Origin of the sequence: Kribbella sp. NPDC058245, from assembly GCF_042882005.1 — a bacterium.
Lineage (GTDB): Bacteria > Actinomycetota > Actinomycetes > Propionibacteriales > Kribbellaceae > Kribbella.
Map to the genome: position 1 here is coordinate 136912 of NZ_JBHVWY010000014.1, position 22995 is coordinate 159906.

General features: G+C 67.9%; 23 protein-coding genes. 19 read left to right on the forward strand and 4 right to left on the reverse strand.

Features of this window, described 5'->3' with window-relative positions; translation table 11 throughout:
- Positions 1–733 precede the first annotated feature (733 nt).
- The 9 genes from ACFVWG_RS29660 to ACFVWG_RS29700 all read left to right on the forward strand — a co-directional run bounded on the left by ACFVWG_RS29660 (position 734) and on the right by ACFVWG_RS29700 (position 10873).
- On the forward strand, positions 734–1618 hold the full coding sequence (locus ACFVWG_RS29660; RefSeq protein WP_391546845.1) for a deoxyribose-phosphate aldolase: 885 nt from the start codon (positions 734–736) through the stop codon (positions 1616–1618).
- Entirely contained in the window at positions 1615–2526 is a 912-nt protein-coding gene (iolB, locus tag ACFVWG_RS29665; protein ID WP_391546721.1) for a 5-deoxy-glucuronate isomerase, read from the forward strand. The genes ACFVWG_RS29660 and iolB overlap by 4 nt, the downstream gene beginning before the upstream one ends.
- Complete coding sequence (gene iolD, locus ACFVWG_RS29670) at positions 2523–4433, forward strand: 3D-(3,5/4)-trihydroxycyclohexane-1,2-dione acylhydrolase (decyclizing) (protein WP_391546722.1); 1911 nt, start codon at positions 2523–2525, stop codon at positions 4431–4433. Before iolB ends, iolD begins: the two co-directional genes overlap by 4 nt.
- Before the next feature lie 3 nt (positions 4434–4436).
- A complete protein-coding gene (locus ACFVWG_RS29675; RefSeq protein WP_391546723.1) occupies positions 4437–5330 on the forward strand; it encodes a sugar phosphate isomerase/epimerase family protein in 894 nt (297 codons plus the stop codon).
- 85 nt (positions 5331–5415) lie between these two features.
- Positions 5416–6411, forward strand: a complete 996-nt coding sequence (locus tag ACFVWG_RS29680; RefSeq protein ID WP_391546724.1) for a substrate-binding domain-containing protein — start codon at positions 5416–5418, stop codon at positions 6409–6411.
- Positions 6412–6420: 9 nt separating this feature from the next.
- Complete coding sequence (locus ACFVWG_RS29685) at positions 6421–7467, forward strand: ABC transporter permease (protein WP_391546725.1); 1047 nt, start codon at positions 6421–6423, stop codon at positions 7465–7467.
- Entirely contained in the window at positions 7464–8321 is an 858-nt protein-coding gene (locus ACFVWG_RS29690; RefSeq protein ID WP_391546726.1) for an ATP-binding cassette domain-containing protein, read from the forward strand. Before ACFVWG_RS29685 ends, ACFVWG_RS29690 begins: the two co-directional genes overlap by 4 nt.
- Positions 8321–9340, forward strand: a complete 1020-nt coding sequence (locus tag ACFVWG_RS29695) for a Gfo/Idh/MocA family protein (protein ID WP_391546727.1) — start codon at positions 8321–8323, stop codon at positions 9338–9340. The genes ACFVWG_RS29690 and ACFVWG_RS29695 overlap by 1 nt, the downstream gene beginning before the upstream one ends.
- Positions 9341–9370: 30 nt before the next feature.
- Positions 9371–10873: a CoA-acylating methylmalonate-semialdehyde dehydrogenase gene (locus ACFVWG_RS29700; protein WP_391546728.1), complete on the forward strand. Its 1503-nt coding sequence runs from the start codon at positions 9371–9373 to the stop codon at positions 10871–10873.
- A 42-nt stretch (positions 10874–10915) separates the two neighbouring features.
- Here ACFVWG_RS29700 and ACFVWG_RS29705 read toward each other — a convergent pair whose 3' ends face one another.
- Complete coding sequence (locus tag ACFVWG_RS29705) at positions 10916–11791, reverse strand: LysR family transcriptional regulator (protein WP_391546729.1); 876 nt, start codon at positions 11789–11791, stop codon at positions 10916–10918.
- Between the two features lie 75 nt (positions 11792–11866).
- On the opposite strand from ACFVWG_RS29705, the gene ACFVWG_RS29710 reads away from it, so the two are divergent.
- Positions 11867–12562 carry a hypothetical protein gene (locus ACFVWG_RS29710; RefSeq protein WP_391546730.1) on the forward strand — a complete coding sequence of 232 codons (696 nt, stop codon included), beginning with the start codon at positions 11867–11869 and terminating at the stop codon, positions 12560–12562.
- Here ACFVWG_RS29710 and ACFVWG_RS29715 read toward each other — a convergent pair.
- Positions 12559–13554, reverse strand: a complete 996-nt coding sequence (locus ACFVWG_RS29715; protein ID WP_391546731.1) for a Gfo/Idh/MocA family protein — start codon at positions 13552–13554, stop codon at positions 12559–12561. The genes ACFVWG_RS29710 and ACFVWG_RS29715 overlap by 4 nt on opposite strands.
- A gap of 258 nt (positions 13555–13812) precedes the next feature.
- Between ACFVWG_RS29715 and ACFVWG_RS29720 the strand changes: the two genes are divergently transcribed.
- The 8 genes from ACFVWG_RS29720 (at position 13813) to ACFVWG_RS29755 (ending at position 19300) form a co-directional block, all read left to right on the forward strand.
- A complete protein-coding gene (locus ACFVWG_RS29720; RefSeq protein ID WP_391546732.1) occupies positions 13813–14556 on the forward strand; it encodes a GntR family transcriptional regulator in 744 nt (247 codons plus the stop codon).
- Between the two features lie 196 nt (positions 14557–14752).
- On the forward strand, positions 14753–16030 hold the full coding sequence (locus ACFVWG_RS29725) for a CpaF family protein (RefSeq protein ID WP_391546733.1): 1278 nt from the start codon (positions 14753–14755) through the stop codon (positions 16028–16030).
- Complete coding sequence (locus tag ACFVWG_RS29730) at positions 16030–16890, forward strand: type II secretion system F family protein (protein ID WP_391546734.1); 861 nt, start codon at positions 16030–16032, stop codon at positions 16888–16890. The genes ACFVWG_RS29725 and ACFVWG_RS29730 overlap by 1 nt, the downstream gene beginning before the upstream one ends.
- A complete protein-coding gene (locus ACFVWG_RS29735) occupies positions 16887–17825 on the forward strand; it encodes a type II secretion system F family protein (protein WP_391546735.1) in 939 nt (312 codons plus the stop codon). The genes ACFVWG_RS29730 and ACFVWG_RS29735 overlap by 4 nt, the downstream gene beginning before the upstream one ends.
- Before the next feature lie 14 nt (positions 17826–17839).
- On the forward strand, positions 17840–18034 hold the full coding sequence (locus ACFVWG_RS29740) for a hypothetical protein (protein WP_391546736.1): 195 nt from the start codon (positions 17840–17842) through the stop codon (positions 18032–18034).
- A gap of 41 nt (positions 18035–18075) precedes the next feature.
- A complete protein-coding gene (locus tag ACFVWG_RS29745) occupies positions 18076–18426 on the forward strand; it encodes a TadE/TadG family type IV pilus assembly protein (RefSeq protein WP_391546737.1) in 351 nt (116 codons plus the stop codon).
- Positions 18423–18866, forward strand: a complete 444-nt coding sequence (locus ACFVWG_RS29750) for a hypothetical protein (protein WP_391546738.1) — start codon at positions 18423–18425, stop codon at positions 18864–18866. The genes ACFVWG_RS29745 and ACFVWG_RS29750 overlap by 4 nt, the downstream gene beginning before the upstream one ends.
- A 35-nt stretch (positions 18867–18901) precedes the next feature.
- Positions 18902–19300, forward strand: a complete 399-nt coding sequence (locus ACFVWG_RS29755) for a pilus assembly protein TadG-related protein (RefSeq protein ID WP_391546739.1) — start codon at positions 18902–18904, stop codon at positions 19298–19300.
- Between the two features lie 4 nt (positions 19301–19304).
- On the opposite strand, the gene ACFVWG_RS29760 is transcribed toward ACFVWG_RS29755, so the two are convergent.
- The gene (locus ACFVWG_RS29760) at positions 19305–20798 is read right to left on the reverse strand and encodes an MFS transporter (protein ID WP_391546740.1); all 1494 of its coding nucleotides are present in this window, start codon (positions 20796–20798) and stop codon (positions 19305–19307) included.
- A 97-nt stretch (positions 20799–20895) separates the two neighbouring features.
- Positions 20896–21456 (reverse strand): dihydrofolate reductase family protein, encoded by a 561-nt coding sequence (locus ACFVWG_RS29765; protein WP_391546741.1) that lies wholly within the window; start codon positions 21454–21456, stop codon positions 20896–20898.
- 170 nt (positions 21457–21626) lie between these two features.
- Between ACFVWG_RS29765 and ACFVWG_RS29770 the strand changes: the two genes are divergently transcribed.
- On the forward strand, positions 21627–22913 hold the full coding sequence (locus ACFVWG_RS29770; protein ID WP_391546742.1) for a carbohydrate-binding protein: 1287 nt from the start codon (positions 21627–21629) through the stop codon (positions 22911–22913).
- The last annotated feature ends 82 nt before the right edge of the window (positions 22914–22995 follow it).

The window sequence follows — 22995 nt, forward strand, 5'->3', positions numbered from 1 at the left end:
CCAGCGTCGCCCCGCCCCATCCCACTCGCAAGGCGTGAGCTCCACGGACCCGACCGTCGTGCAGTCCGTGCAGGCGGCACGGGCGCGACGGCAGGCCGGTCTGCCGAACGATCCGACGATCGTGGCGCGAGTCGAACTGCCCGGCGCCGACGACCCAACAACGGTCGTCCCGACGAACCCCGCTGGCGAGCCCACCATGGTGGTAGCCGCAAACGACCCGACGATGGTCGTCCCAACAACCTCTCCGGCCCCGACGCCCCCGGCCCCGACGCCCCCGACCACCGACGCCCCGGGGAACGGCGCCGCTTACCAGGGTGCCGACGACCCCACCGTGATCGCCCCGGCGAATGCTCATGGCACCGCTTACACCGGGGCGGACGACCCCACCGTCGTCGCGCAGGCGAATGCTCACGGTGCGGCTTACGCGGGCGCGGACGACCCGACGGTCGTGGTGCCAACGAGTGCACCGCAGCCCGCCGCTCCCGCGGCACCTCCGCTGCCGAGTGTGGTGGCGGCTGCGCCGGGGGTTTCCTACCCGGCTGGTGATCCGGCTGCTGGCGTTGAGGAAGCAGCGCTTGAGGGTGCGGGGGACGCGAGTGCTGACGGGCCGGCTCGGGCGGTGCCGGTGGTGGATTCTTGGCATCCGGCGACGGAAGGTGGACGACCGCGTCCGGCTGTGGAGCCGGTGGGGCGGTCCGAGGGAGTGCCGGAGCGAGGTGGCCGCGACGATCTCTTGTTGCGGTTGAACGAGTTGACGGAGATCCGGGTACGCCACCCGGAGCGAATTGCTGAGGCCTGGCAGCGCCGGCGGACTCGCGAGTTGGTGGGTACAGACGGTCGACTGCTGATCGTCGCGGCTGACCACCCGGCGCGCGGTGCACTCGGCGTACGTGATGACCATTTCGCGATGGGAAGCCGGCCCGGCCTGATCGAGCGACTGGTGACGGCGCTTGAGCGACCCGGAGTTGACGGCGTACTGGCCACTCCGGACGTGCTGGAAGACCTCCTGCTGCTCGGCGCGCTCGAGGGCAAGGTTGTCATCGGCTCGATGAACCGTGGTGGTCTGCAAGGCTCCTCCTTCGAACTCGATGACCGCTTCACTGCCTACGGTTCGGCGGCGGACATTGCGTCCCGCCGGCTTGACGGCGGCAAGATGCTGACTCGGATCGACCTCGCCGACCCCGGCACGGTCGCGACGCTGGAGGCGAGTGCGAAGGCCGTCACCGAGCTCGCCGAACACAAGCTGATGGCGATGGTCGAACCGTTCTGGTCGACCCGCAAGGACGGTCGCGTCACGAACGTCCTCGACGCCGACTCGGTGATCAAGTCCGTCCACATCGCCGCCGGCCTTGGTGCCACCAGCGCCTACACCTGGCTCAAGCTCCCGGTCGTCGACAACCTCGAACGCGTCATGGACGCCACCACCCTGCCGACTCTCCTGCTCGGCGGCGACCCGACAGTCGCTCCCGAAGAAACCTATGCACGCTGGGGCAAAGCACTGGCCCTCCCTTCAGTTCGCGGTCTGGTCGTTGGACGAGCGCTTCTCTTCCCACCGGACGGCAACGTCGCCTACGCCGTAGACCAAGCAGCCGCCCTCGTCCATGGAGGTGTTGCATGACGGAGTGGTTCAAGCCGGCAGGCAGTACGGCGTGGGGCGCCTTCGACGTCGCGGTGACTCCCGGGGACAAGGACTGGGAGTACAGCGGCCTGTACGTCGCCACGCTCCGTCCCGGGCAGTCGATCGAATTCGACACCAACGACTGTGAATACCTCGTGCTACCGCTCAGCGGATCGGCTGAGGTGATCGTCGACGGTGAGACCGTCCCGCTCGGTGGGCGGGCCGACGTCTTCGCCGGACCGACCGACCTCGCCTACGTCCCGCGGGGAACCACTGTCGCTGTCACCAGCGCAGGCGGCGCCCGCATCGCCTTCCCGCATGCGAAGGCCGCGAACGACTACCCGTTCCGCCGCATCGGTGTCGAGAACGTGGAGACCGAACTGCGGGGTGCGGGAGTCTCCTCCCGGCAGGTCCGCAACTTCGGTACGCCGGGTGTGCTCGAGGCGGACTCGATCATCGCCTGCGAGGTTCTCACCCCGGCAGGGAACTGGTCGTCGTACCCGCCGCACAAGCACGACGAGCACAAGCCTGGTAAGGAAAGCGTGCTCGAAGAGATCTACTACTTCGAGCTGCAGCTCTCCGACGCCGCCCCGGAAGGTGTCAAGGGCAACGACCCGATCGGCTACCAGCGGGTCTACGGCACGGCGGACCGGCCGATCGACGTGCTCGCGGAGGTCCGCAACGGCGATCTGGTCCTGGTGCCTCACGGATGGCATGGTCCGGCGATGGCGCCTCCTGGCTACGACATGTACTACCTGAATGTGATGGCCGGCCCGGGCACGGAACGCGAGTGGCTGATCACCGACGATCCGCAGCACGGCTGGGTGCGTGAGCTCTGGGCCACCCAGCAGATCGACCCACGCCTGCCGTTCGAGCAGGAAGAATCTCTCGGAGGAGAAGAGTCATGACGGTGCGTCTCACGGTCGCGCAGGCGTTGGTGCGATTCCTGAGCGTCCAGTACTCGGAGCGTGACGGGGTCCGGCAGCGGCTCATCGCCGGCACCCTGGGCATCTTCGGCCACGGGAACGTCGCCGGCGTCGGCCAGGCACTGCTGCAGGCCGAGCTCCAGGACCCGACCGCCCTGCCGTACATCCTGTCCCGCAACGAGCAGGCCATGGTGCACACAGCGGCGGCCTTCGCCCGGACCCGAGACCGGCTCCAGACCTATGCCTGCACAGCAAGCGTCGGCCCGGGTTCGACCAACATGGTGACCGGCGCAGCTCTGGCCACGATCAACCGCCTCCCGGTCTTGATCCTCCCTTCGGATGTGTTCGCAACCCGGGTGGCGACCCCCGTGCTGCAGGAGTTGGAGAACTTCGGCGCCGGCGACGTGTCGGTCAACGATGCCTTCCGCCCCGTCTCGAAGTACTTCGACCGCGTCTGGCGCCCCGAGCAACTGCCGTCGGCGCTGCTGAACGCCATGCGCGTGCTGACCGATCCGGTCGAGACCGGCGCGGTGACACTGGCGCTGCCGCAGGACGTGCAGGCCGAGGCCTACGACTGGCCCGAGGAGCTCTTCGCCGAGCGCACCTGGTACGTGGCGCGCCCGTTGCCGGAGGCATCAATTGTCGACAAAGCGGTAGATCTCCTACGGTCCGCGCAGCGACCGCTGATCGTCGCCGGCGGCGGCGTGCACTACTCCGGTGCCGAGGATGCACTGCGGGCCTTCGCGGAGACGACCGGAATCCCGGTGGCGGAAACCCAAGCAGGTAAGGGATCTCTGGTCTACGATCACCCGCAGTCGATGGGTGCGGTCGGCTCGACCGGTACGACGGCAGCGAACGCGCTGGCCCGCGAGGCCGACCTGGTGATCGGCATCGGCACTCGCTACAGCGACTTCACGACAGCCTCCCGGACCGCCTTCGCCAACCCGGCGGTGCGGTTCGTGAACATCAACGTGGCGCGCTTCGACAGTGGTAAACATGCCGGTCTTCCTCTCGTCGCGGATGCGCGGGAAGCCCTTGTTTCGTTGGGATCCGCGCTCGGTGACTGGTCCGTTGACACCAAGTACACCGCGACGGCCACGGAACTCTCAAGGAACTGGGACGGCATTGTCTCGGCACATTACAGTCCCTCGGACGAGGTGACCGGAAAGCTCGCGGAAGGACTGCTCACCCAGGGCCAGGTTCTCGGTGCCGTCAACGAATTGTCGGCGCCGTCTGATGTAGTCGTCTGCGCGGCCGGTTCGATGCCGGGCGACCTGCACAAACTCTGGCGGACCCGCGACCCGAAGGGATACCACGTCGAATATGGCTTCTCCTGCATGGGTTACGAGATCGCCGGCGGTCTGGGTGTCCGGCTCGGCGCGCCCGAGCGCGACGTCTTCGTCATGGTCGGCGACGGGTCGTACCTGATGATGTCGAGTGAGCTGGCCACCGCGGTCCAGGAGAACCTGAAGATCATCGTGGTCCTCGTGCAGAACCACGGTTTCGCGTCGATCGGCGCCCTCTCGGAGTCACTCGGTTCGCAGCGCTTCGGCACGGCGTACCGCAAGCGCACCGGCGACGGCCGGCTGGACGGCGACTACCTGCCGGTCGACCTCGCGGCGAATGTCCGCAGCTTCGGCATCGAGGTGCTCGACGTGCACAGCCGCGACGAGCTGGAGAAGGCGATTCACACCGCGAAGGCGGCGACCGGACCGATCGCGATCCACGTCACCACCGACCCGCTGATCGGTGCGCCGGACAGCGAGGCCTGGTGGGACGTGCCGGTGAGTGAGGTCTCCGAGTTGCAGTCCACGCAGGCCGCCGCGGCGTCGTACGAAGAAAGCAAGAAGGCGCAGCACTCCTACCTGGCACCGGTAGAAGGCGACTGACCCATGGCACCGATCAACGTCGGTACGGCGCCGGACTCGTGGGGAGTCTGGTTCGCCAACGACCCGCAGCAGACTCCGTGGACGCGGTTCCTCGACGAGGTCGTCGAAGCCGGGTATACGCGGATCGAGCTCGGGCCGTACGGCTACCTGCCGACCGACCCCGCGCAGCTGAAGGCCGAGCTCGACCAGCGTGGCCTCACCATGACAGCCGGTACGACGTTCGAGCAGTTGCACCGGCCCGATGGCTGGCAGACGACCTGGCGTGATGTCGCGCCGACGGCCGAGCTGGCCGCGGCGATGGGCGCAAAGCATCTCGTCGTGATGCCGTCGATGTGGCGGGACGCGGACGGCAGCATCGTCGAGGAGCGTCTCGACCATGCAGGCCAAGCCGCGCACGGCAAGGAGGTGACCGAGCTCGGCCGCCGGGTCGCGGAGGAGTTCGGTGTGCGGTTGCAGTACCACCCGCACGCCGATGGTCACGTCGACAACCAAGCCACCGTCGAGCGTTTCCTCGAGGAGACCGACCCGGAGCAGGTGGGGCTGTGTCTCGACACCGGTCACATCAGCTACTGCGGCGGAGACAACCTCGAGCTCGTCCGGAAGTATCCCGACCGCATCGGTTACCTGCACCTCAAGCAGGTGAATCCCGAGGTCCTGGCCGCGATCGACGGCCAGGGGCTCAGTTTCGACCAGGCGATCGAGCGTGGTGTGATGGCCGAGCCGCCCACCGGCGTACCGGAGTTTCCGCCGTTGCTGGCGGAGTTGGCCGGGCGGGACGTGGAGCTGTTCGCGATCGTGGAGCAGGACATGTATCCCTGCCCGCCGGACGTGCCGCTGCCGATCGCGGCCCGGACGTTGGCCTATCTGAGATCCCACGGGGGTGGCGGATCGGTGTGATGGCCAGCAGAGTGTGAAACTCGCTGGTCCCAACGCAATTTCTCCGCGGCTGGTTCGCGGAACATCTGAAAGGCTGGTTGGAGTCATGGTTCGGTGGCACAAGAAGGCAGTGGCCGCGGGCGCGGCGTTCGTGCTCGCCGCGGCACTAGCCGCGTGCAGTTCCTCCGGGGGCAAGCAGGAGGAGCAGGGCTCGAGCGGCGGTAGCGGCAACGTCGCGAACACGCCGCGGATGAAGGTTGCGCTGATCACCCACTCGGGGGCCGGTGACACCTTCTGGGACATCGTCCGGCGGGGTGCCCAGGCCGCCGCGGACAAGGACAACATCGAGCTGCAGTACTCCAGCGACCCGGACGGTGCGGCCCAGGCCAACCTGGTCCAGACGGCGATCGACGCCAAGGTCGACGGCATCGCGGTGACGCTGAACAAGCCCGACGCGGTGATCCCGAACGTGAAGAAGGCGATCGCGGCCGGGATCCCGGTGACCGTGCTGAACGGTGGCCTGGACACCTGGAAGAGCAGCGGCGCGATCGGGTACTTCGGCCAGGACGAGCGGATCGCCGGTCAGGCGACGGGGGAGAAGCTCAAGGAGCTCGGCGCGAAGAAGGTCATCTGCGTCATCCACGAGCAGGGCAACGTCAGCCTGGAGGCGCGCTGCCAGGGCATCAAGGACAAGTTCGGCGCCGTCGAGAACGTGAACGTGACGGGCTCCGACCAGCCGGGCACGCAGGCGACGCTGACCGCGAAGCTCCAGCAGGACAAGACGGCCGACTACGTGGTCGCGCTGAACGCCGGAGTCGCCCTGACCGCGGCGACGGCGGCCAAGACCGCGGGCTCCGCGGCCAAGATCGCCAGCTTCGACATGAGCAAGGAGATGGCCAAGGCGGTCCAGGACGGCACCGTGCAGTTCGCGGTCGACCAGCAGCCGTACCTGCAGGGCTACCTCGCGGTGGACGCGATCTGGCTGAACAAGACCAACGGCGACACCATCGGCGGTGGCGAGGCGACCCTGACCGGTCCGGCCTTCATCGACAAGACGAACATCGAGGCCGTCGCCAAGTACGCCACGGCCGGAACTCGCTGAGGTAGCGCCATGGCATCAACCATCACCGCACCGGCCTCGGCCGACGACCGGGTCTCGGCCCGGTCGGTCGGGGCGCGGCTGCTCAGCCGGCCCGAGATCGGATCGCTGGTCGGCGCAGCGGTCATCCTGGTGTTCTTCCTGGTCGCCGCACCGCCGTTCCGCGACATCAACAACACCGGCACGATCCTCTACCAAGCTGCGCTGATCGGCGTGATGGCGGTGCCGGTGGCGCTGCTGATGATCGGCGGCGAGTTCGACCTGTCGGCCGGGGTCGCCGTCACGACCTCCGGCCTGACCGCCGGCCTGTTCGCCTACCAGCTCAGCCTCAACATCTGGGTCGGCATCCTGCTCGCGCTGGTCGTCTCGCTGGCGGTCGGAGCCTTCAACGGCTGGCTGCTGATGCGGACCGGGCTGCCCAGCTTCCTGGTGACACTGGGCACCTTCTTCATCCTGCAGGGCCTGAACATCGCCGTCACCCGGCTGACATCGGGTGCGGTCGCCTCGAACTCGATCAGCGACATGGACGGCTTCAAGTCCGCCCAGCAGGTGTTCGCCTCCGAGTTCAAGCTGGGCGGCGTCACGATCAAGATCATCGTCGTCTGGTGGATCGTGTTCGTCGCGATCGCCGCCTGGGTGCTGCTCAAGACCCAGATCGGCAACTGGATCTTCGCGGTCGGCGGCGACGCCGCGGCCGCCCGCGCGGTCGGCGTCCCGGTGAAGAAGGTGAAGATCGGGTTGTTCATGGCGGTCGGGTTCTTCGCCTGGTTCGCCGGGATGCAGTTGCTGTTCGTGCAGAACGGCGTGGTGCAGTCCGGTGAGGGCGTCGGCAAGGAGTTTCTCTACATCATCGCCGCGGTGGTCGGTGGCTGCCTGCTCACCGGTGGCTACGGGTCGGTGGTCGGTGGTGCGGTCGGTGCGCTGATCTTCGGCATGGTGCAGCTCGGCGTCGTGTACGCCGGCTGGAACCCGGACTGGTTCAAGGCCTTCCTCGGGACGATGTTGCTGCTGGCCACGATCGTCAACCTGATCGTCAAGAACCGGGCGGAGGCACGATGACCACGACCGAGAGCTTCGCGTCGGAGGCTGCCAGCAGCCCGACGACACCGATCGTCCTGCTGGAGGACGTCGGCAAGAGCTACGGGAACATCCACGCGCTGCGCGGGGTTTCGCTGGCGGTGCGCCAGGGCGAGATCACCTGTGTGCTCGGTGACAACGGCGCCGGCAAGTCGACGCTGATCAAGATCATCGCCGGTCTGCACGACTACACCTCCGGCAAGATGTCGGTGAACGGTGAGGAGCGGCACTTCTCCTCACCGCGGGAGTCGCTGGACAGCGGGATCGCGACCGTCTACCAGGACCTCGCCCTCGCGCCGCTGATGTCGGTCTGGCGGAACTTCTTCCTCGGCAACGAGCTCACCCACGGCCCGTTCCGGCAGCTCGACGAGCGGGCGATGAAGCGGATCGCGCAGGAGGAGCTGACGAAGATGGGGATCTCGGTCCCCGATCTGGAACAGCCGGTCGGCAAGCTGTCGGGTGGTCAGCGGCAGTGCGTGGCGATCGCGCGCGCCATCCACTTCGGTGCCAAGGTGCTGATCCTGGACGAGCCGACCGCGGCGCTGGGTGTGAACCAGTCCGGCGTCGTGCTCAAGTACGTCGTGAAGGCGCGTGACGCCGGGATCGGCGTCATCTTCATCACCCACAACCCGCACCACGCGTACCTGGTCGGCAACCACTTCGTGGTGCTCAAGCTCGGCCGGGTCGCGCTGGACACTCACCGGGCCGACATCACGCTGGAGCAGCTGACCACGGAGATGGCCGGCGGGTCCGAGCTCGAGGCGCTCAGCCACGAGCTGCGCGACCTGACGCCGGATCCGAGGCCGGACGACGTCGTACAGGACAAGGAGAAGTAATGAGCGACCTGCGGATCGGCATCGTCGGGGTGGGCGCGATGGGCGCCGACCACGCCGAGCGGATCGTGCGGCACACCTCGGGTGCGCGGTTGGTCGCGGTGTCGGATCCCGACACCGCGCGGGCCGAGGAGCTGGCCACTCGGCTTTCCGGCCAGGACGCCGTGCGGGTGATCGAGGACCCGCTGGCGTTGATCGGTGCCCGGGAGGTCGACGCGGTCATCCTGGCGTCACCGGGGTTCGCGCACGCGGAGCAGTTGTTCGCCTGCCTCGAGCACGGCAAGCCGGTGCTCTGCGAGAAGCCGCTGACCATGGATGCGGCGTCCTCGTTGCAGGTCGTCGAGGCCGAGCACAAACTCGGCCGGCAGCTCATCCAGGTCGGCTTCATGCGGCGCTTCGACCCCGAGTACGCCGCTCTGAAGCAGCTGCTCGACTCGGGGGAGCTCGGTCGCCCGCTGCTGCTGCACAACGTGCACCGCAACAAGGCCAACGGTCCCGGGTTCCGCAGCGAGATGATCGTGCGCGACTCGATGGTGCACGAGGCCGACGTCGCGCGCTGGCTGTTCGACTCCGAGATCAGCAAGATCACGGTGCACGCACCGAAGCCGACCAGCGCCGTACCGGAGGGTGTGCTGGATCCGCAGTTCGCTGTCTTCGAGATGGCGAACGGGGCGATGGCCGACGTCGAGGTCTTCGTGAACTTCCAGGTCGGCTACGAAGTGCGCTGTGAAGCTGTTGCCGAGCGTGGGAGCGCGACGATCGGGCTCGGTCAAGGTGTCATCACCCGAGCCGCCGGACAGTGGGGCGGCGCGATGCCGGCCGATTTCCGGATCCGGTTCGACCGCGCGTACGACATCGAGGTCCAGCGCTGGGTCGAGGCCGTGGGCCGCGGCGAGATCGATGGCCCGAGCGCGTGGGACGGCTACGCCGCGGCCGCCGTCTGTGAGGCCGGAGTCGCCTCGCTGAGCACCGGTCAGCCCGTCACCGTCGACCTTGCCGACCGTCAAGCAGTCCTCGGCTGAGGCCGAAGCTCGAAGCTGAGAGGAATCGTTGTGAGTACTGAGATCAAGCGCATCACCCACCTGGTCGGCGGCAGCCCGTGGACCGGGGTCGCCGAGCGGACCAGCAAGGTCTACAACCCGGCCACCGGCGACGTCACCGGAGAGCTCGACCTGGCCTCGGCCGCGACCGTCGACGAGGTGGTGAAGGTCGCCCACGACGCGTCGAAGGCGTGGGGGCAGACCTCGCTGACCAAGCGCACGCAGGTCCTGTTCGCGTACCGCGAGCTGGTGAACGAGCGCAAGGAGCAGATCGCCGCGCTGATCACGGCCGAGCACGGCAAGGTGCTGTCCGACGCCCTCGGCGAGGTCACCCGGGGTCTCGAGGTGATCGAGTTCGCCTGCGGTATCCCGCATCTGCTCAAGGGCGGCTTCAGCGAGGGCGTCTCGACCAAGGTCGACGTGTACTCGATCCGCCAGCCGCTCGGCGTCAGCGCGGTCATCTCGCCGTTCAACTTCCCGGCCATGGTGCCGATGTGGTTCGTCCCGCTGGCGGTTGCCTGTGGCAACAGTGTGGTCATCAAGCCGTCCGAGAAGGACCCGTCGGCGGCGAACGCGATGGCCGAGCTCTGGAAGGAGGCCGGCCTGCCGGACGGTGTGGTCAACGTGCTGCACGGCGACAAGGAGGCCGTCGACCGGCTGCTCGAGCACCCGGACATCAAGTCGGTCTCGTTCGTCGGCTCGACGCCGATCGCGAAGTACGTCTACGAGAACGGCACCAAGAACGGCAAGCGGGTGCAGGCGCTCGGCGGCGCGAAGAACCACATGATCGTGCTGCCCGACGCCGATCTCGACCTGGCCGCGGACGCCGCGGTGAACGCCGGCTTCGGATCGGCCGGTGAGCGTTGTATGGCGATCTCGGCGCTCGTCGCGGTCGAGCCGATCGCGGACGAGCTGATCGCGAAGATCACCGAGCGGATGGGCAAGCTCAAGACCGGCGACGGTACCCGCTCGGCCGACATGGGCCCGCTCGTCACCGGCCCGCACCGCGACAAGGTCTCCGGCTATGTGTCGGCCGGTGTCGACGAGGGCGCGGAGCTGGTCGTCGACGGTCGCGAGGGTGACTTCGACGGTGGTTCCGACGGGTTCTGGCTCGGCCCGACCCTGTTCGACAAGGTCACCCCGGAGATGTCGATCTACACCGACGAGATCTTCGGCCCGGTGCTGTCGGTGCTCCGGCTCCCGTCGTACGACGCGGCGCTCGACCTGGTGAACTCCAACCCGTACGGCAACGGCACCGCGATCTTCACCAACGACGGCGGCGCCGCCCGTCGCTTCCAGAACGAGGTCGAGGTCGGCATGGTCGGGATCAACGTCCCGATCCCGGTCCCGATGGCGTACTACTCGTTCGGCGGCTGGAAGAACTCCCTGTTCGGCGACACCCACGCCCACGGCATGGACGGCGTGCACTTCTTCACCCGCACCAAGGTCGTCACCTCCCGCTGGCTCGACCCCAGCCACGGCGGCATCAACCTCGGCTTCCCGACGGGCGATTGACAGGCAGCAGGGCAGCGTCCCTGGCCGATGCAGGCCAGGGACTCAACCCGCCAGGGCAGTGGCGAGTGCGTCTGCGGCGGTGCCGGGGAGGTGGCCGTGGAGCAGGTCGGTGCGGTGCTGGAGGCGGGGTGTGGCGAGAGGGACGGTGGCGACGGTCACGGCGAGGTTCGCCGGGAGGACGGCGAGGCCGTGGCCTGCGCCGACCAGGTCGAGCAGCGTCGTGAGGTCGGTGCCGGTGTAGGTAAGGGCCGGGCGGAAGCCGTCGGAGTCCGTGGCGGCTCGAAGGGCGGCCAGGGGTGCGGCGACGTCCGGTGCGTCGATCCAACGGGCATCGATCAAGTCGAGCAGGGCGATTCGGCGACGGTTGACCAGCGGATGATTGTTGGCCAGGGCAACGACCAGGGTGTCGTGCGCTACCGCGCTGGTGCGTAGGTTCCCGGCATCGACGAGCAGGAGTGGGTCGGTCGGCGCAGCGACGCCGTCGATCAGGCCGAGGTGATACTCGCCGGCCGCGACACCATGCGCGACCTCGGCGCGACCACAGACCGTCAGCGTGACCACGGTTCCCGGGTGCGAACGTCGTACGGCGGTGAGTGCCGTGGCGAGTCGACCACCGGCGGCGGCCAGCGCTGAAGCGGCAATGGTCAGGGCGCCCGGCGGATCGCCGACCGCGCGATTGACGTCCGCGCGAGCAGCGGCGAGACGGAGCAGGATCGCGCCCGCGTGTTCGAGCAGGCGCTCACCAGCGGGCGTCGGGCTCACCGGCCGCCGGTGCAGCAGCGGCGTACCGAGGTCCGATTCCAGTACGGCGATGTGCTGAGACACCGCCGACTGGGTGTAGCCGAGCTGGGACGCCGCGGCGGAGAACGAGCCGAGCTCGGCCACCGTGACGAAGGTTCGCAGCAGGTGCGGATCCACGACATAAGTATCGCTGATACTGGATGCAGGGATCATCGTTGGCGCTGATGCGGTCGGGCGCCGCAGGATGAAGTCATGAACGCTTACTCCGCACGGATCGCCCTGGTCGGCGATCGCTCGCCGCACGTGAGGTCGCACGCGCGGGTGCCTGGTCTGCTGGACCGGCTCCGCGAACGCGACAACCTCGATCTCGATGTGTACTGGGTTCCGACCGACGAGGTCGACACGTCGCTCAAGGGGTTCGACGGGATCTGGCTGCTGCCCGGCAGCCCGTATCGCGACGAGGCCGGGGCGATCACAGCGGTCCGGATCGCGCGGGAGAACGGGATCGCGTTCTTCGGGACCTGTGGTGGTTTCCAGCACGCGATGCTGGAGTTCGCCCGCAACGTTTGCGGTCAGACCTCCGTACAGCATGGTGAGAACCATCCGGAGGCCGAGGACCAGCTGATCGTCGAGCTGGCCTGTTCACTCGTCGGCCACGAGGGCGTGATCCATGTGACGCCGGGAACCCGGGCGGCCGACGTACTGGGTGTCGAGCGATCGACCGAGCGTTACCACTGTGCCTATGGGCTCGATAGCAGCCGGCTGGACGCCCTGCGCGAGCAAGGCATGGTCTTCAGCGCGTACGACGACGCGGGCGACCCGCGGATCGCGGAGCTGCCCGAGCACCCGTTCTTCTTGGCCACGCTGTTCCAGCCGGAGCTGGCGGGCGACGGCACTCGACCACATGCACTGATCGAGGCCTTCGCCCGCGCAGCTTGCAAGAGCTAGAGCGAGGGCCGCGGTGTCAGCCCAGCGGCGAGGTAGGCCTCGTCGATGAGTTGCATGGTGGCGACCGCGTCGTCGGCGTCGGTCGGGAGTGCGGTGCCGTTGCGCAGGTGGGCGGCGAAGGCTTCGAGCTGATAGGCGTACGACGACTTGCGGCCGAGGTGCTCGACCCAGTGGTCTTCCTTCGTGGTGACGATGACGCGGTCGTCGTTGTGGGGGAGCACGAAGCTTGGTGCGAAGGCCTCGCCGCGGGTACCGACGAGCTTGATGCTGAAGTCGAGAGTCTCCGCACCCATGCTGGTCCGCACTGCGCCGGTGGCGCCGCTCGGGAACTCCAGGTCGGCGTTCAGCCACTCGTCGACCCCGGGCACCCGCTTGCGCTCGCCGGCGCGAGCGCTGACCAGGCGAGGTGCACCGCCGGCCCAGGGGGCGATGGAGCGCTGTGCGTGCAAGGCGTAGCAGCCGACGTCCATTAACGCGCCGCCTGCCAGCGCCAGGGACCAGCGCGGGTCGTCCTCCGCAGGAGGAGGCATCACCATGGTGGTCTCCACGTGCTGCAGTTCGCCCAGCTCACCCTTGGCGAGCAGTTCGTGCAGTCGACGCGTCACCGGGTGGAAGAGGTAGTGGAAGCCTTCCATGACGGCGACACCGCGCTCCGCGGCAGCGTCGCGCACCAACGCTGCCTCGGTTGCGTTGCTGGCCGAGGGTTTCTCCGTCAGCACGTGCTTGCCGGCGGCAATCGCCTTGAGGTTCCAGGGGCCGTGCAACGCGTTCGCCAGCGGGTTGTAGATCGCCTCGACCTCCGGGTCGGCGATCACGTCGTCGTACGTCGCATGAACGCGTTCGACTCCGTGTTCGGCCGCGAAGGCCTCGGCCCGGTCCCGGTCCCGGGCAGCGACGGCGACCAGCCGGGCGCCGGTCAGCCGGGCCGGTTCGGCGATCGCCCGGCCGGCGATCCGGGCGGCTCCAAGGATCCCGATACGCAGGGGTTCCATGCTTCTCCTCATCTCATCCGTACATCTCAGCCGTACAGCAGCCAGCGCAGCCCCCGAGTGGGCCGGCGGATGATCCAGAAGGCGACATCCTCCCCCACGAACGCTCCGGCAGACATCCCCAGCCCGCCATCCGGACCCGGATCCGGGCACGTTCATCTCCCGTTCACGCCGCTGTGCACACGCTGGGTAATCGGAAGGGATCTGATCAAATCACCGTGGTGGGTCGACTGATCAGGGTGGAGGCTTCAGGATGTGCCCATGAGTACCGTGCAGGTCCAGGTTGATCGGAGCAGTCGAACGCCTTTGCATGTGCAATTGGCCCAGCAGCTCGAGGCGGCGATCCAGGGTGGCGAGCTCCCGGTCGGGTCCCGGCTGAGCAACGAGGTGGACCTCGCGGAGGCATACGGGCTGAGTCGGCCCACCGTGCGGCAGGCGATCGCCCGGCTGGTCGACCAGGGACTGCTGGTCCGCAAGCGCGGTGTCGGGACGCAGGTGGTCGGCAACTCCGGCCAGGTACGGCGTTCCCTCGAGCTCACCAGCCTGTACGACGACCTGGCCGCAGCGCACCGTAAGCCGGAGACCGAGGTACTGCGGCTCGGAATCGCGCCCGCCACGCCAGAGGTCGCGACCGCTCTCCAATGTGAGGTCGGGGACCGTGTCCTGCGACTGGAGCGCCTACGCCGGGCAGATGGCGAACCGCTCGCCCTGATGCGTAACTGGCTGCCGCCGGACCTGCTGGAGACCGACCCGACCACGCTGGCCGAGCGTGGGCTCTACCAGCTGCTGCGCGCTGAGGGCGTTCGGCTGAAGGTGGCGCACCAGACCATCTCCGCCGTACCGGCGACTCCGGAGCAGGCTCGACTGCTCGCCGAGGAGCCCGGGTACCCGCTGCTGGCCACCACCCGGATCACGTACGACGACCACGGTCAGCCGGTCGAATTCGGTTCACACCTCTACCGCGCCAGCCGCTACTCCTTCGAGCACACCCTGATCCACCGCTGAACAATCGCGAGGCCCTTGCAACAAGGTGCAACTTTGTGGACGCCTAGCTGCGGCGTGGATACGCTCAGTGAACCTTTGGCGTGGCACGGTTATCCACAGGCCGCAGTGATCGAGTGGCGCCGGGTGCCCCCGGGTTGAAAGGATGGTCGCGGATGGTGACCGTGGGGTCGCCAGACGGGACGCAACGGGGAGAGCGATGACAGTCGACAGACTTGCCGCGCGCCGGCCGGGCTGGGACGGCGCTGTGGAGCTCATCGACGCTCAGGTCCGTGATGTCGTCCGCCGCGAGGGCATCGACCCGCTCCGCGACCCGGGCGCCGTGAACGCGATCGTCGCCACGGTCGTCCGGGAGTACGACGAGCGCAGCCTGACCGGCGTGGTCCCGCCGATCGGCGACATCGAGGCGGTCAGCCGCGAGGTCCACGACCGCGTCGCCGGGTTCGGCCCGCTGCAGCGCTATCTGGACGACCCGTCGGTCGAGGAGATCTGGATCAACGAACCGAGCCGGGTGTTCATCGCCCGCGAGGGCCGGCACGAGCTGACCACCACGGTGCTGACCGAGGAAGAGGTCAGTGACCTGGTCGAGCGGATGCTGAAGACGACCGGCCGCCGGGTCGACGTCTCGCAGCCGTTCACCGATGCCCGCCTGCCCGACGGCAGCCGCGTGCACATCGTTCTCGGTGGAATCACCCAACGCTACGCAGCCATCAACATCCGGAAGTTCACCGTCCGCGCGACCCGGCTGAACGATCTCGTTCAGCTCGGTTCGATGACCCCGCACGCTGCGGCGGTGCTGGACGCGTCGGTGGCATGTGGGCTGAACATCCTGGTCTCGGGTGGAACGCAGGCCGGCAAGACCACGATGCTGAACGCACTGGCCGGGTCGATCCCCGCCAGCGAACGCGTGATCAGCTGTGAAGAGGTCTTCGAGATCAAGCTGCCGATCCCCGACTGGGTGTCGATGCAGACCCGCCAGTCCGGTCTGGAGGGCACCGGCGAGGTCCGGCTGCGCGACCTGGTCAAGGAGTCGCTGCGGATGCGGCCGTCCCGCGTCATCGTCGGCGAGGTGCGCGGCGAGGAGTGCCTGGATCTCTTGCTGGCTTTGAACTCTGGACTACCAGGCATGTGCACGATCCACGCGAACTCGGCGCGCGAGGCCCTGACCAAGATGTGCACACTGCCGCTGCTGGCCGGCGAGAACATCGGCTCCCGGTTCGTGCTGCCGACCGTGGCGGGTTGTGTCGACCTCGTCGTACACCTGGGGATCGCTGCCGATGGACGCCGCCGGGTGCGGGAGATTCTGGCGGTGAGCGGCCGGATCGAGGACCAGGCGATCGAGACCGAGACGCTGTTCGGCACCGTGGACGGGCGGTTGCGGCGGGCCGAAGGGCATCTGCCGCACCCTGAGCGGTTCCAGCAGGCGGGGTACAACGTGTCCGGTCTGCTCACCGAGTTGCCGCAGGGTGCCGGCTGATGGGGCTTCTGCTCGGATTGTTCTTCGGGGTCGGCGTGCTGCTGATCATCGCGACGTTCGTGGCGCCGGCCGAGGTCCGCGAAGCGAAGGACGGCCGCCTGATCACGCGGAGCCGGGACCTGCTGGCCAGCGCCGGCGTCGAGGGCGTGACCCCGGCAGCCTTCATCGGTGCCTGTCTGATCACCGGCCTGATCGGGCTCGTGGTGATGTTCGCGGTCTCCGGTGCCTGGCCGGTCGGCGTCGTGTTCGGCCTGATGGCGGGTGGTGCGCCGATCGCCTTGGTGCGGAGTCGCGCCCGGCGGCGGCTGGCCGAGTTCCGTGAGCTCTGGCCGGATGTCGTCGACAACATCGCGTCCGCCGTTCGGGCCGGACTGTCGTTGTCGGAGGCACTGGCCCAGGTGGGCGAGCGTGGTCCGCTGCCGTTGCGCGAGCCGTTCCGGCGGTTCGGCGCCGACTACGCGTCGACCGGGCGGTTCGCGGAATCGCTGGACCGCTTGAAGGCTCGGCTCGCCGACCCGGTCGGTGACCGCGTCGTGGAGGCGTTGCGAATCGCGCGCGAGGTCGGTGGTGGTGACCTCGGTCGGCTGCTGCGTTCCCTGTCGACATTCCTGCGCGACGATGCGCGGACCAGGTCCGAGCTTGAATCGCGCCAGTCGTGGTCGGTCAACGGCGCCCGGGTCGCGGTCGCGGCACCGTGGCTGGTGCTGGCGATGCTGTCCTTCCAAGGCGATGTGATCCAGCGCTACAACTCACCGGTCGGTGCGATCGTCATCGGCGTCGGCGCGGTGATCTGTGTCTTCGCGTACCGGCTGATGTTGCGGATCGGCCGGCTGCCCGAGCCTGAGCGGGTGCTGCGATGAGTCCCTGGGTGCTTGGCGGCCTGCTCGGTGCGATGTTCGGCGCCGGCCTGATCATCGTCGTACGGCGGATGCCGTTCCTGCGCAAACCCGCGCCGGACGACCGGATCGCGCCGTACCTGCGGGATATCGACGGCTCCGAGGTGTTCCTCGGGGCGACCGCGTCGAACTCGCCGTTCTACGCGATCCTCAGACTGTTCGGGCCGTCGCTTCGCGCGGGTGCCCGGCGGTTGGAGCGGATCCTCGGCGGTGCGAACTCGATCCGTCGCCGGCTGGCTCGCGCCGGGCTGGAGCGGACGGTCGAGGAGTTCCGGATCGAGCAGTTGCTGTGGGGGACCGCGGCCTTCGGCATCGGGCTGGTCGGCGCGCTGATCGCAGTGGCGGCCGGGATCGGCAACCCGATCGGATTGCTCGTCCTCTGCGCAGTGCTCGGCGTGATCGGAGTGCTTGCCCGCGACACCTATCTCAGCACTCAGGTCCGCAACCGTGAACGCCGGTTGCTCACCGAACTGCCCACGGTCGCGGAGTTGCTGGCGTTGTCGGTCGCAGCCGGCGAAGGTCCGGCCGCCGCGCTCGACCGAGTCGCACGCTCGTGCCGGGGCGATCTCGCCGACGAGCTGAAGCGAGTGCTCGCCGAGACTCGCGCCGGCGACACCCTGGTCAAGGCACTGGACGCGTTGGCGGAGCGAACAGGCCTGCTGGCCTTGTCCCGTTTCGCCGACGGACTGGCAGTCGCGCTCGAACGCGGTACGCCGCTGGCCGACGTACTGCGGGCGCAGGCCGGTGACATTCGTGAGGCCGGTCGGCGTGAGCTGATCGAGTCGGGTGCGCGCCGTGAGGTCGCCATGATGGTCCCGGTGATCTTCCTGATCCTGCCGGTCACTATCGCTTTCGCCTTCTACCCGGGCGCTGTCGGAATCCGGCTGATCGCCGGATGAATCGAGGAGAGGTCATGTCCCCACTGATGACGAGACTGTACGTGGCGTTGCTGACGCCGCGGCCCGCGCGGAAGGAGCGCGGCGATGTCCCGGGCTGGGTGCTCATCACTGTGATGACGGCCGGTCTGGTCGTCGCGATCTGGGCGGTCGCGGGTCCGCAGCTGGCCCAGATGCTGAAGAACGCACTGGACTCCGTCTCCAACAAGTGAAGCTGGTACGCCGGCCAAGGGGCGACCGTGGATCCGCGGTCGTGGACTTCGTGCTGGTCTCGATGCTCGTGGTGCCGTTGTTCCTGGGCATCCTCCAGGTCGGCCTCTACCTTTATGTCCGCAACACCGTGACCGCCGCGGCCTCCGAGGGCGCCCACTACGCCGCCGTACTGAACAGGTCGCCCGGCGACGGGCAGGCGCGGACGCGTGAGCTGATCAGCGGAGTGGTGAACGAGCGCCTGGTCGACTCGGTCGAGGCGAGTGCGACCGATATCGACGGCCAGCCCGGAGTAGAGGTCGTCGTACAGGCGCACATGCCGTCGCTGGGACTCTGGGGACCGTCGGTCGACTTCAGCGTCGCCGGTCACGCAGTCAAGGAGACCGGCGAATGACGAAGGACGAACGCGGTAGCGCGGTCGTCGAGTTCTCCTGGCTCGCGCTGCTGCTGATGGTTCCGTTGATCTACGTGATGCTCGGTGTCTTCGACGTGCAGAGAGCCTCGTACGGCGCGACCGCGGCGACCCGGGCGGCCGGGCGAGCGTTCATCATCGTGCCGGCCGGCCTGTCCGAGGACGAGGCCCGCGAGCGAGCCTTCGAGGCGGCTCGCCTGGCGATGCAGGACCAAGGGATGGAGCTGTCTCCGGGCCAGCTCACGATCAGTTGCAACCCCGCTTGCCTGCAGCCCGGTTCGACGGTGACCGTCACGCTGAACACGAGTGTCCCGCTGCCGCTGATCCCCGACGCGCTCGGGGGAGAGCCACCCGCCGTACAGATCAGTTCTTCGCACACCGAGCCGTACGGCGACTACCGCGAGGCGAAGGGTGACGGATGAGCCGCCCGCGCCGACAGCGTGATGAACAGGGCCAGATGACCGTGCTCATCATCGGCTTCACCTTCGTGATCCTGCTGATGATCGTGGTGGTGACCGACATCTCCAAGGTGTTCCTGGTCCGGCGCGACCTGGACGCCACTGCCGACGGCGCCGTCCTGGCCGCCGCCAACGGGCTGGCCGCGATCTACACCCAGCCCGCCGCCGACGGTAATGCCGAGCTCGATCCCGACGAGGCCCGCCGGCTGACCGCCGAGTACCTCGATCAAGTTGCCGCGAGCAACCGTTTCGACGGTCTCGACTGGTCCGCCGACGTCACCGGTACGACGGTCACCGTGCAGCTCACGTCGTCCGTCGACCTGCCGTTCCAGCCGCCCGGCTTCCCGGGTTCGGCCGATATCGCCACCGAGGCGTCGGCCGTCGTACCGATTCGTTGATGCTTCACTTCGTACGACGGGACGGGAGCACATACAAGACCAGGACGACCAGCATGAGCACGACGGCGAAGAGTCCAACCGAGTGATAGCCGTTGACGAAGGCGGTCTTGACCTGCCCGAGGAGGACGCCGTCGGACCGGCTGGCCGCCTGCTCGAAGCCGTCGACCCAGGAACCTTCCGCATGCCCAGCGCGGCTGGACAACTGGGCGCGGTAGACGACGGTCGCGAGGCTGCCGAGGATCACCAGGCCGGTCGCGATCCCGATCTCGTTGGCCGTCTGCGCCAGCGAGGCCGCCGAACCGGCGCGCTCCTGCGGTGCGTGCGAGATGATGTCGTTCATCAGGAACGGGAACGCGCCGCCGATCCCGGCTGTCGTGAGAACGGCGCCGACGATGGCCACCGCGATACCGGCCGGGCCCTCTGGGAGCAGCGCGAACGGCACGAATCCCGCGGCCATCATCACCAGTCCGCCGATGACGATGTGCTTCGGCGGGAACCGGTGCCCCAGCCACGGACCGAGGTTCGAAGCGACGATCATCGCGATCGTCGAGGGGATCAGGCAGAGCGCAGCCGTCAGGGGCTCCAGCCCACGCACCGACTGCAGGTAGAAGCCGACGAAGATCGATGTACCGCCCATGAGCAGTGCGGTCAGGAACAGCACCCACATCGCGCGGGCGACTCCGGGACGACGCAGCAGCGACAGATCGACCAACGGGTGCTCGAGAGTGTGCTGCCGCCGTACGAAGATGACGCCGAGGACGAGGCCGATCACGCCGAGACCGATGACCTTCCAGAGCTCGGTGCCGTTGACGGCCCACTTGAGCGTGGCAACGAGGCTGAGGATCGAGACCAGGCAGAGCGCGGCGCTGCGCAGATCCAGCGGGGTATCGGGCTGGGGCTGCGATTCCGGCAGCAGCCGGGGTGCGGCGATCAGCGTCAGCACCATCACCGGTACGCCGAGCAGGAACACCGAGCCCCACCACCAGTACTGCAGCATCACGCCGCCGATGATCGGCGCGACCGCCATCCCGCCGAGGAAGCAGGTCATGTAGGCGCCCATGGCGGACACGCGGGCCTTCGGGTCCGGGAAGATCTGGCCGATCAGCGCCATCGACGCCGGCATGATCGCCGCACCGGCGAGCCCCATCACCGCACGGGTCGCGATGATCATCCAGGGCGCGGTCGAGAACGCGGCCACGGCCGAGGCCAGGGCGAACACGGCAGCGCAGATCACGATCAGCCGGCGGCGCCCGATCCGGTCGCCGATCGCGCCCATCGTGATCATCGTGCCGCCGACCATGAACCCGTAGATATCGTTCATCCACAGCAGTTCGCTCGGCGACGGCTGCAGGTCGGCGGACATCCGGGGCAGCGCCACTCCGAGCACACTGATGTCGATAGCGATCAGCAGCGAGGGCAGGGCCAGCAACGCCAGCGCGAGCCGCGGGCTGCGAGTCCGCCCCCGCCGCCCGGTGGGCTCCGTGATGGAGGTCGTCATGGTGGTTCCTCTCGGGTGGACCGTTTCTCTGTTCACCCATGCGTCGGATCAGCATCCCGGTTTTTGACATGCCCTGGGGGCATTTCTTTTGAGGGGGTCAGGCCGGTCGGTACTGCGAGACCACGACCTGGCCGTCGACGGCCGCGGTGTCCACGAGACGGAGACCGCGGCGCTGGTCCGGGTGCGCGAACAGCGGACGGCCGCCGCCGAGTACCACCGGATGGACGGCGATGTGGAACTCGTCGATAAGCCCGAGCTCGGCCAGCCTCCCGGCGAGCGCTGAGCCACCGGTGAGCAGGAGGTCGCCGCCCGGTGCGGCCTTGAGCTTGCCGACCTCAGCCGCCAGATCACCGTTGACGACCTGGCTCGTCCAGTCGTCACCCGCGTAGCTGCGCGAGAACACGATCTTCGGCGTCGCCCGCCAGAACGGTGCGAACGCAGCGACGTGCGGATCGTCGGTCATGGATTCGGCGTTCGGCCAGAAGCCGACCATCATCTCCCAGACCGGGCGGCCGAACAGCAGCGTGTCCACAGTCTTGTCCAGGCCTTCGGAGTACGCCGACAGCTCCGGCCCCATCACCGGCCAGTCGAACTCGCCGTTCGGGCCGTCGATGAATCCGTCGATCGAGCTGTGGACCCAGTAGATGATCTTGCGCATGATCTGCTCCCTCGGTGTGGTGTCACCGGCTGGTCGGAGCCGATCGGAGGCCTTTGACATCCGCACGTGGCGGGTTTCCGACATGTCGTGGCGATCGGGGGAGTAGCGCCTTACGGTAAACGAAAGGTCGCTGCATATCTGCGGTGTTGACTGGAATCAGGGGAGTCGCCATGAAACGACGAGTCGGCGTTGTTCTTGCGAGTGCTTTCGCGGCTGGGCTCCTCTTCGCAACGGCCGGGCTGGTCGCCCAGGCCGGCGGAACGTCCGTGCAAGCAGCCTGTACGGCGCCCGCTTGGGCTGAGGGAGTTGCCTACGCCGCGGGTGCGAAGGTGAGCTACCAGAGCCGGACGTACCAAGCCCGCTCGGCGCACACTGCGCCGCCCGGATCCGGCTGGAACCCGATCGCAGCCCCGTCGCTCTGGCTCGACCTCGGCGCATGTGACAGCGCGCCGCCCACCGATCCGCCGACTACGCCTCCCACCACGCCGCCGCCCGGCAGTGCGACCTGCGCGGTGAAATCCCGTCCGGCCGGCAAGGTGCTGCACGGCTACTGGGAGAACTGGGACGGCTCCTCGAACGGCGTCCATCCGCCGTTCGGCTGGACTCCGATCACCGACTCGCGGATCAGTCAGCACGGCTACAACGTGATGAACGCAGCCTTCCCGGTGATCCTGTCCGACGGCACCGTGAAGTGGGAGGACGGCATGGACGCGACCGTGAAGGTCGCCACCCCGGCCGAGATGTGCGCGGCGAAGGCGGCCGGCCAGACCATCCTGCTGTCGATCGGTGGTGCGGCCGCCGGGATCGACCTCAGCTCGTCCACTGTCGCTGACCGGTTCGTAGCGACCGTCGTACCGATCCTGAAGCAGTACAACTTCGACGGCATCGACATCGACATCGAGACCGGCCTCACTGGTAGCGGGAACATCAGCCAGCTCTCGACGTCACAGGCCAACCTGATCCGGATCATCGACGGCGTCCTGGCGCAGATGCCGTCGAACTTCGGGCTGACGATGGCTCCCGAGACGGCGTACGTGACCGGTGGCAGCGTCACCTACGGTTCGATCTGGGGCTCGTACCTACCGATCATCAAGAAGTACGCCGACAACGGCCGGCTGTGGTGGCTCAACATGCAGTACTACAACGGCAGCATGTACGGCTGCTCCGGCGACTCGTACTCCGCGGGCACCGTCCAGGGCTTCGTTGCCCAGACGACTTGCCTGAACAACGGCCTGACCATCCAGGGCGTGACGATCCGAGTCCCCTACGACAAGCAGGTCCCCGGCCTCCCCGCCCAGAACGGCGCCGGCGGCGGCTACATGTCACCGTCCCTGGTGTCCCAGTCCTGGAACAGCTTCAACGGCCAACTCAAGGGCCTGATGACCTGGTCCATCAACTGGGACGGTTCAAAGAACTGGACCTTCGCCGACAACGTCAAGTCGCTCCAAGGCCGCTGACCGTACGGGCGATCAGTGGAAAGAAAAAGCCCGCCAGCGCACAGAAGTTTCCACAAAGGCGATCATTGCGGCCGCCGCCGCT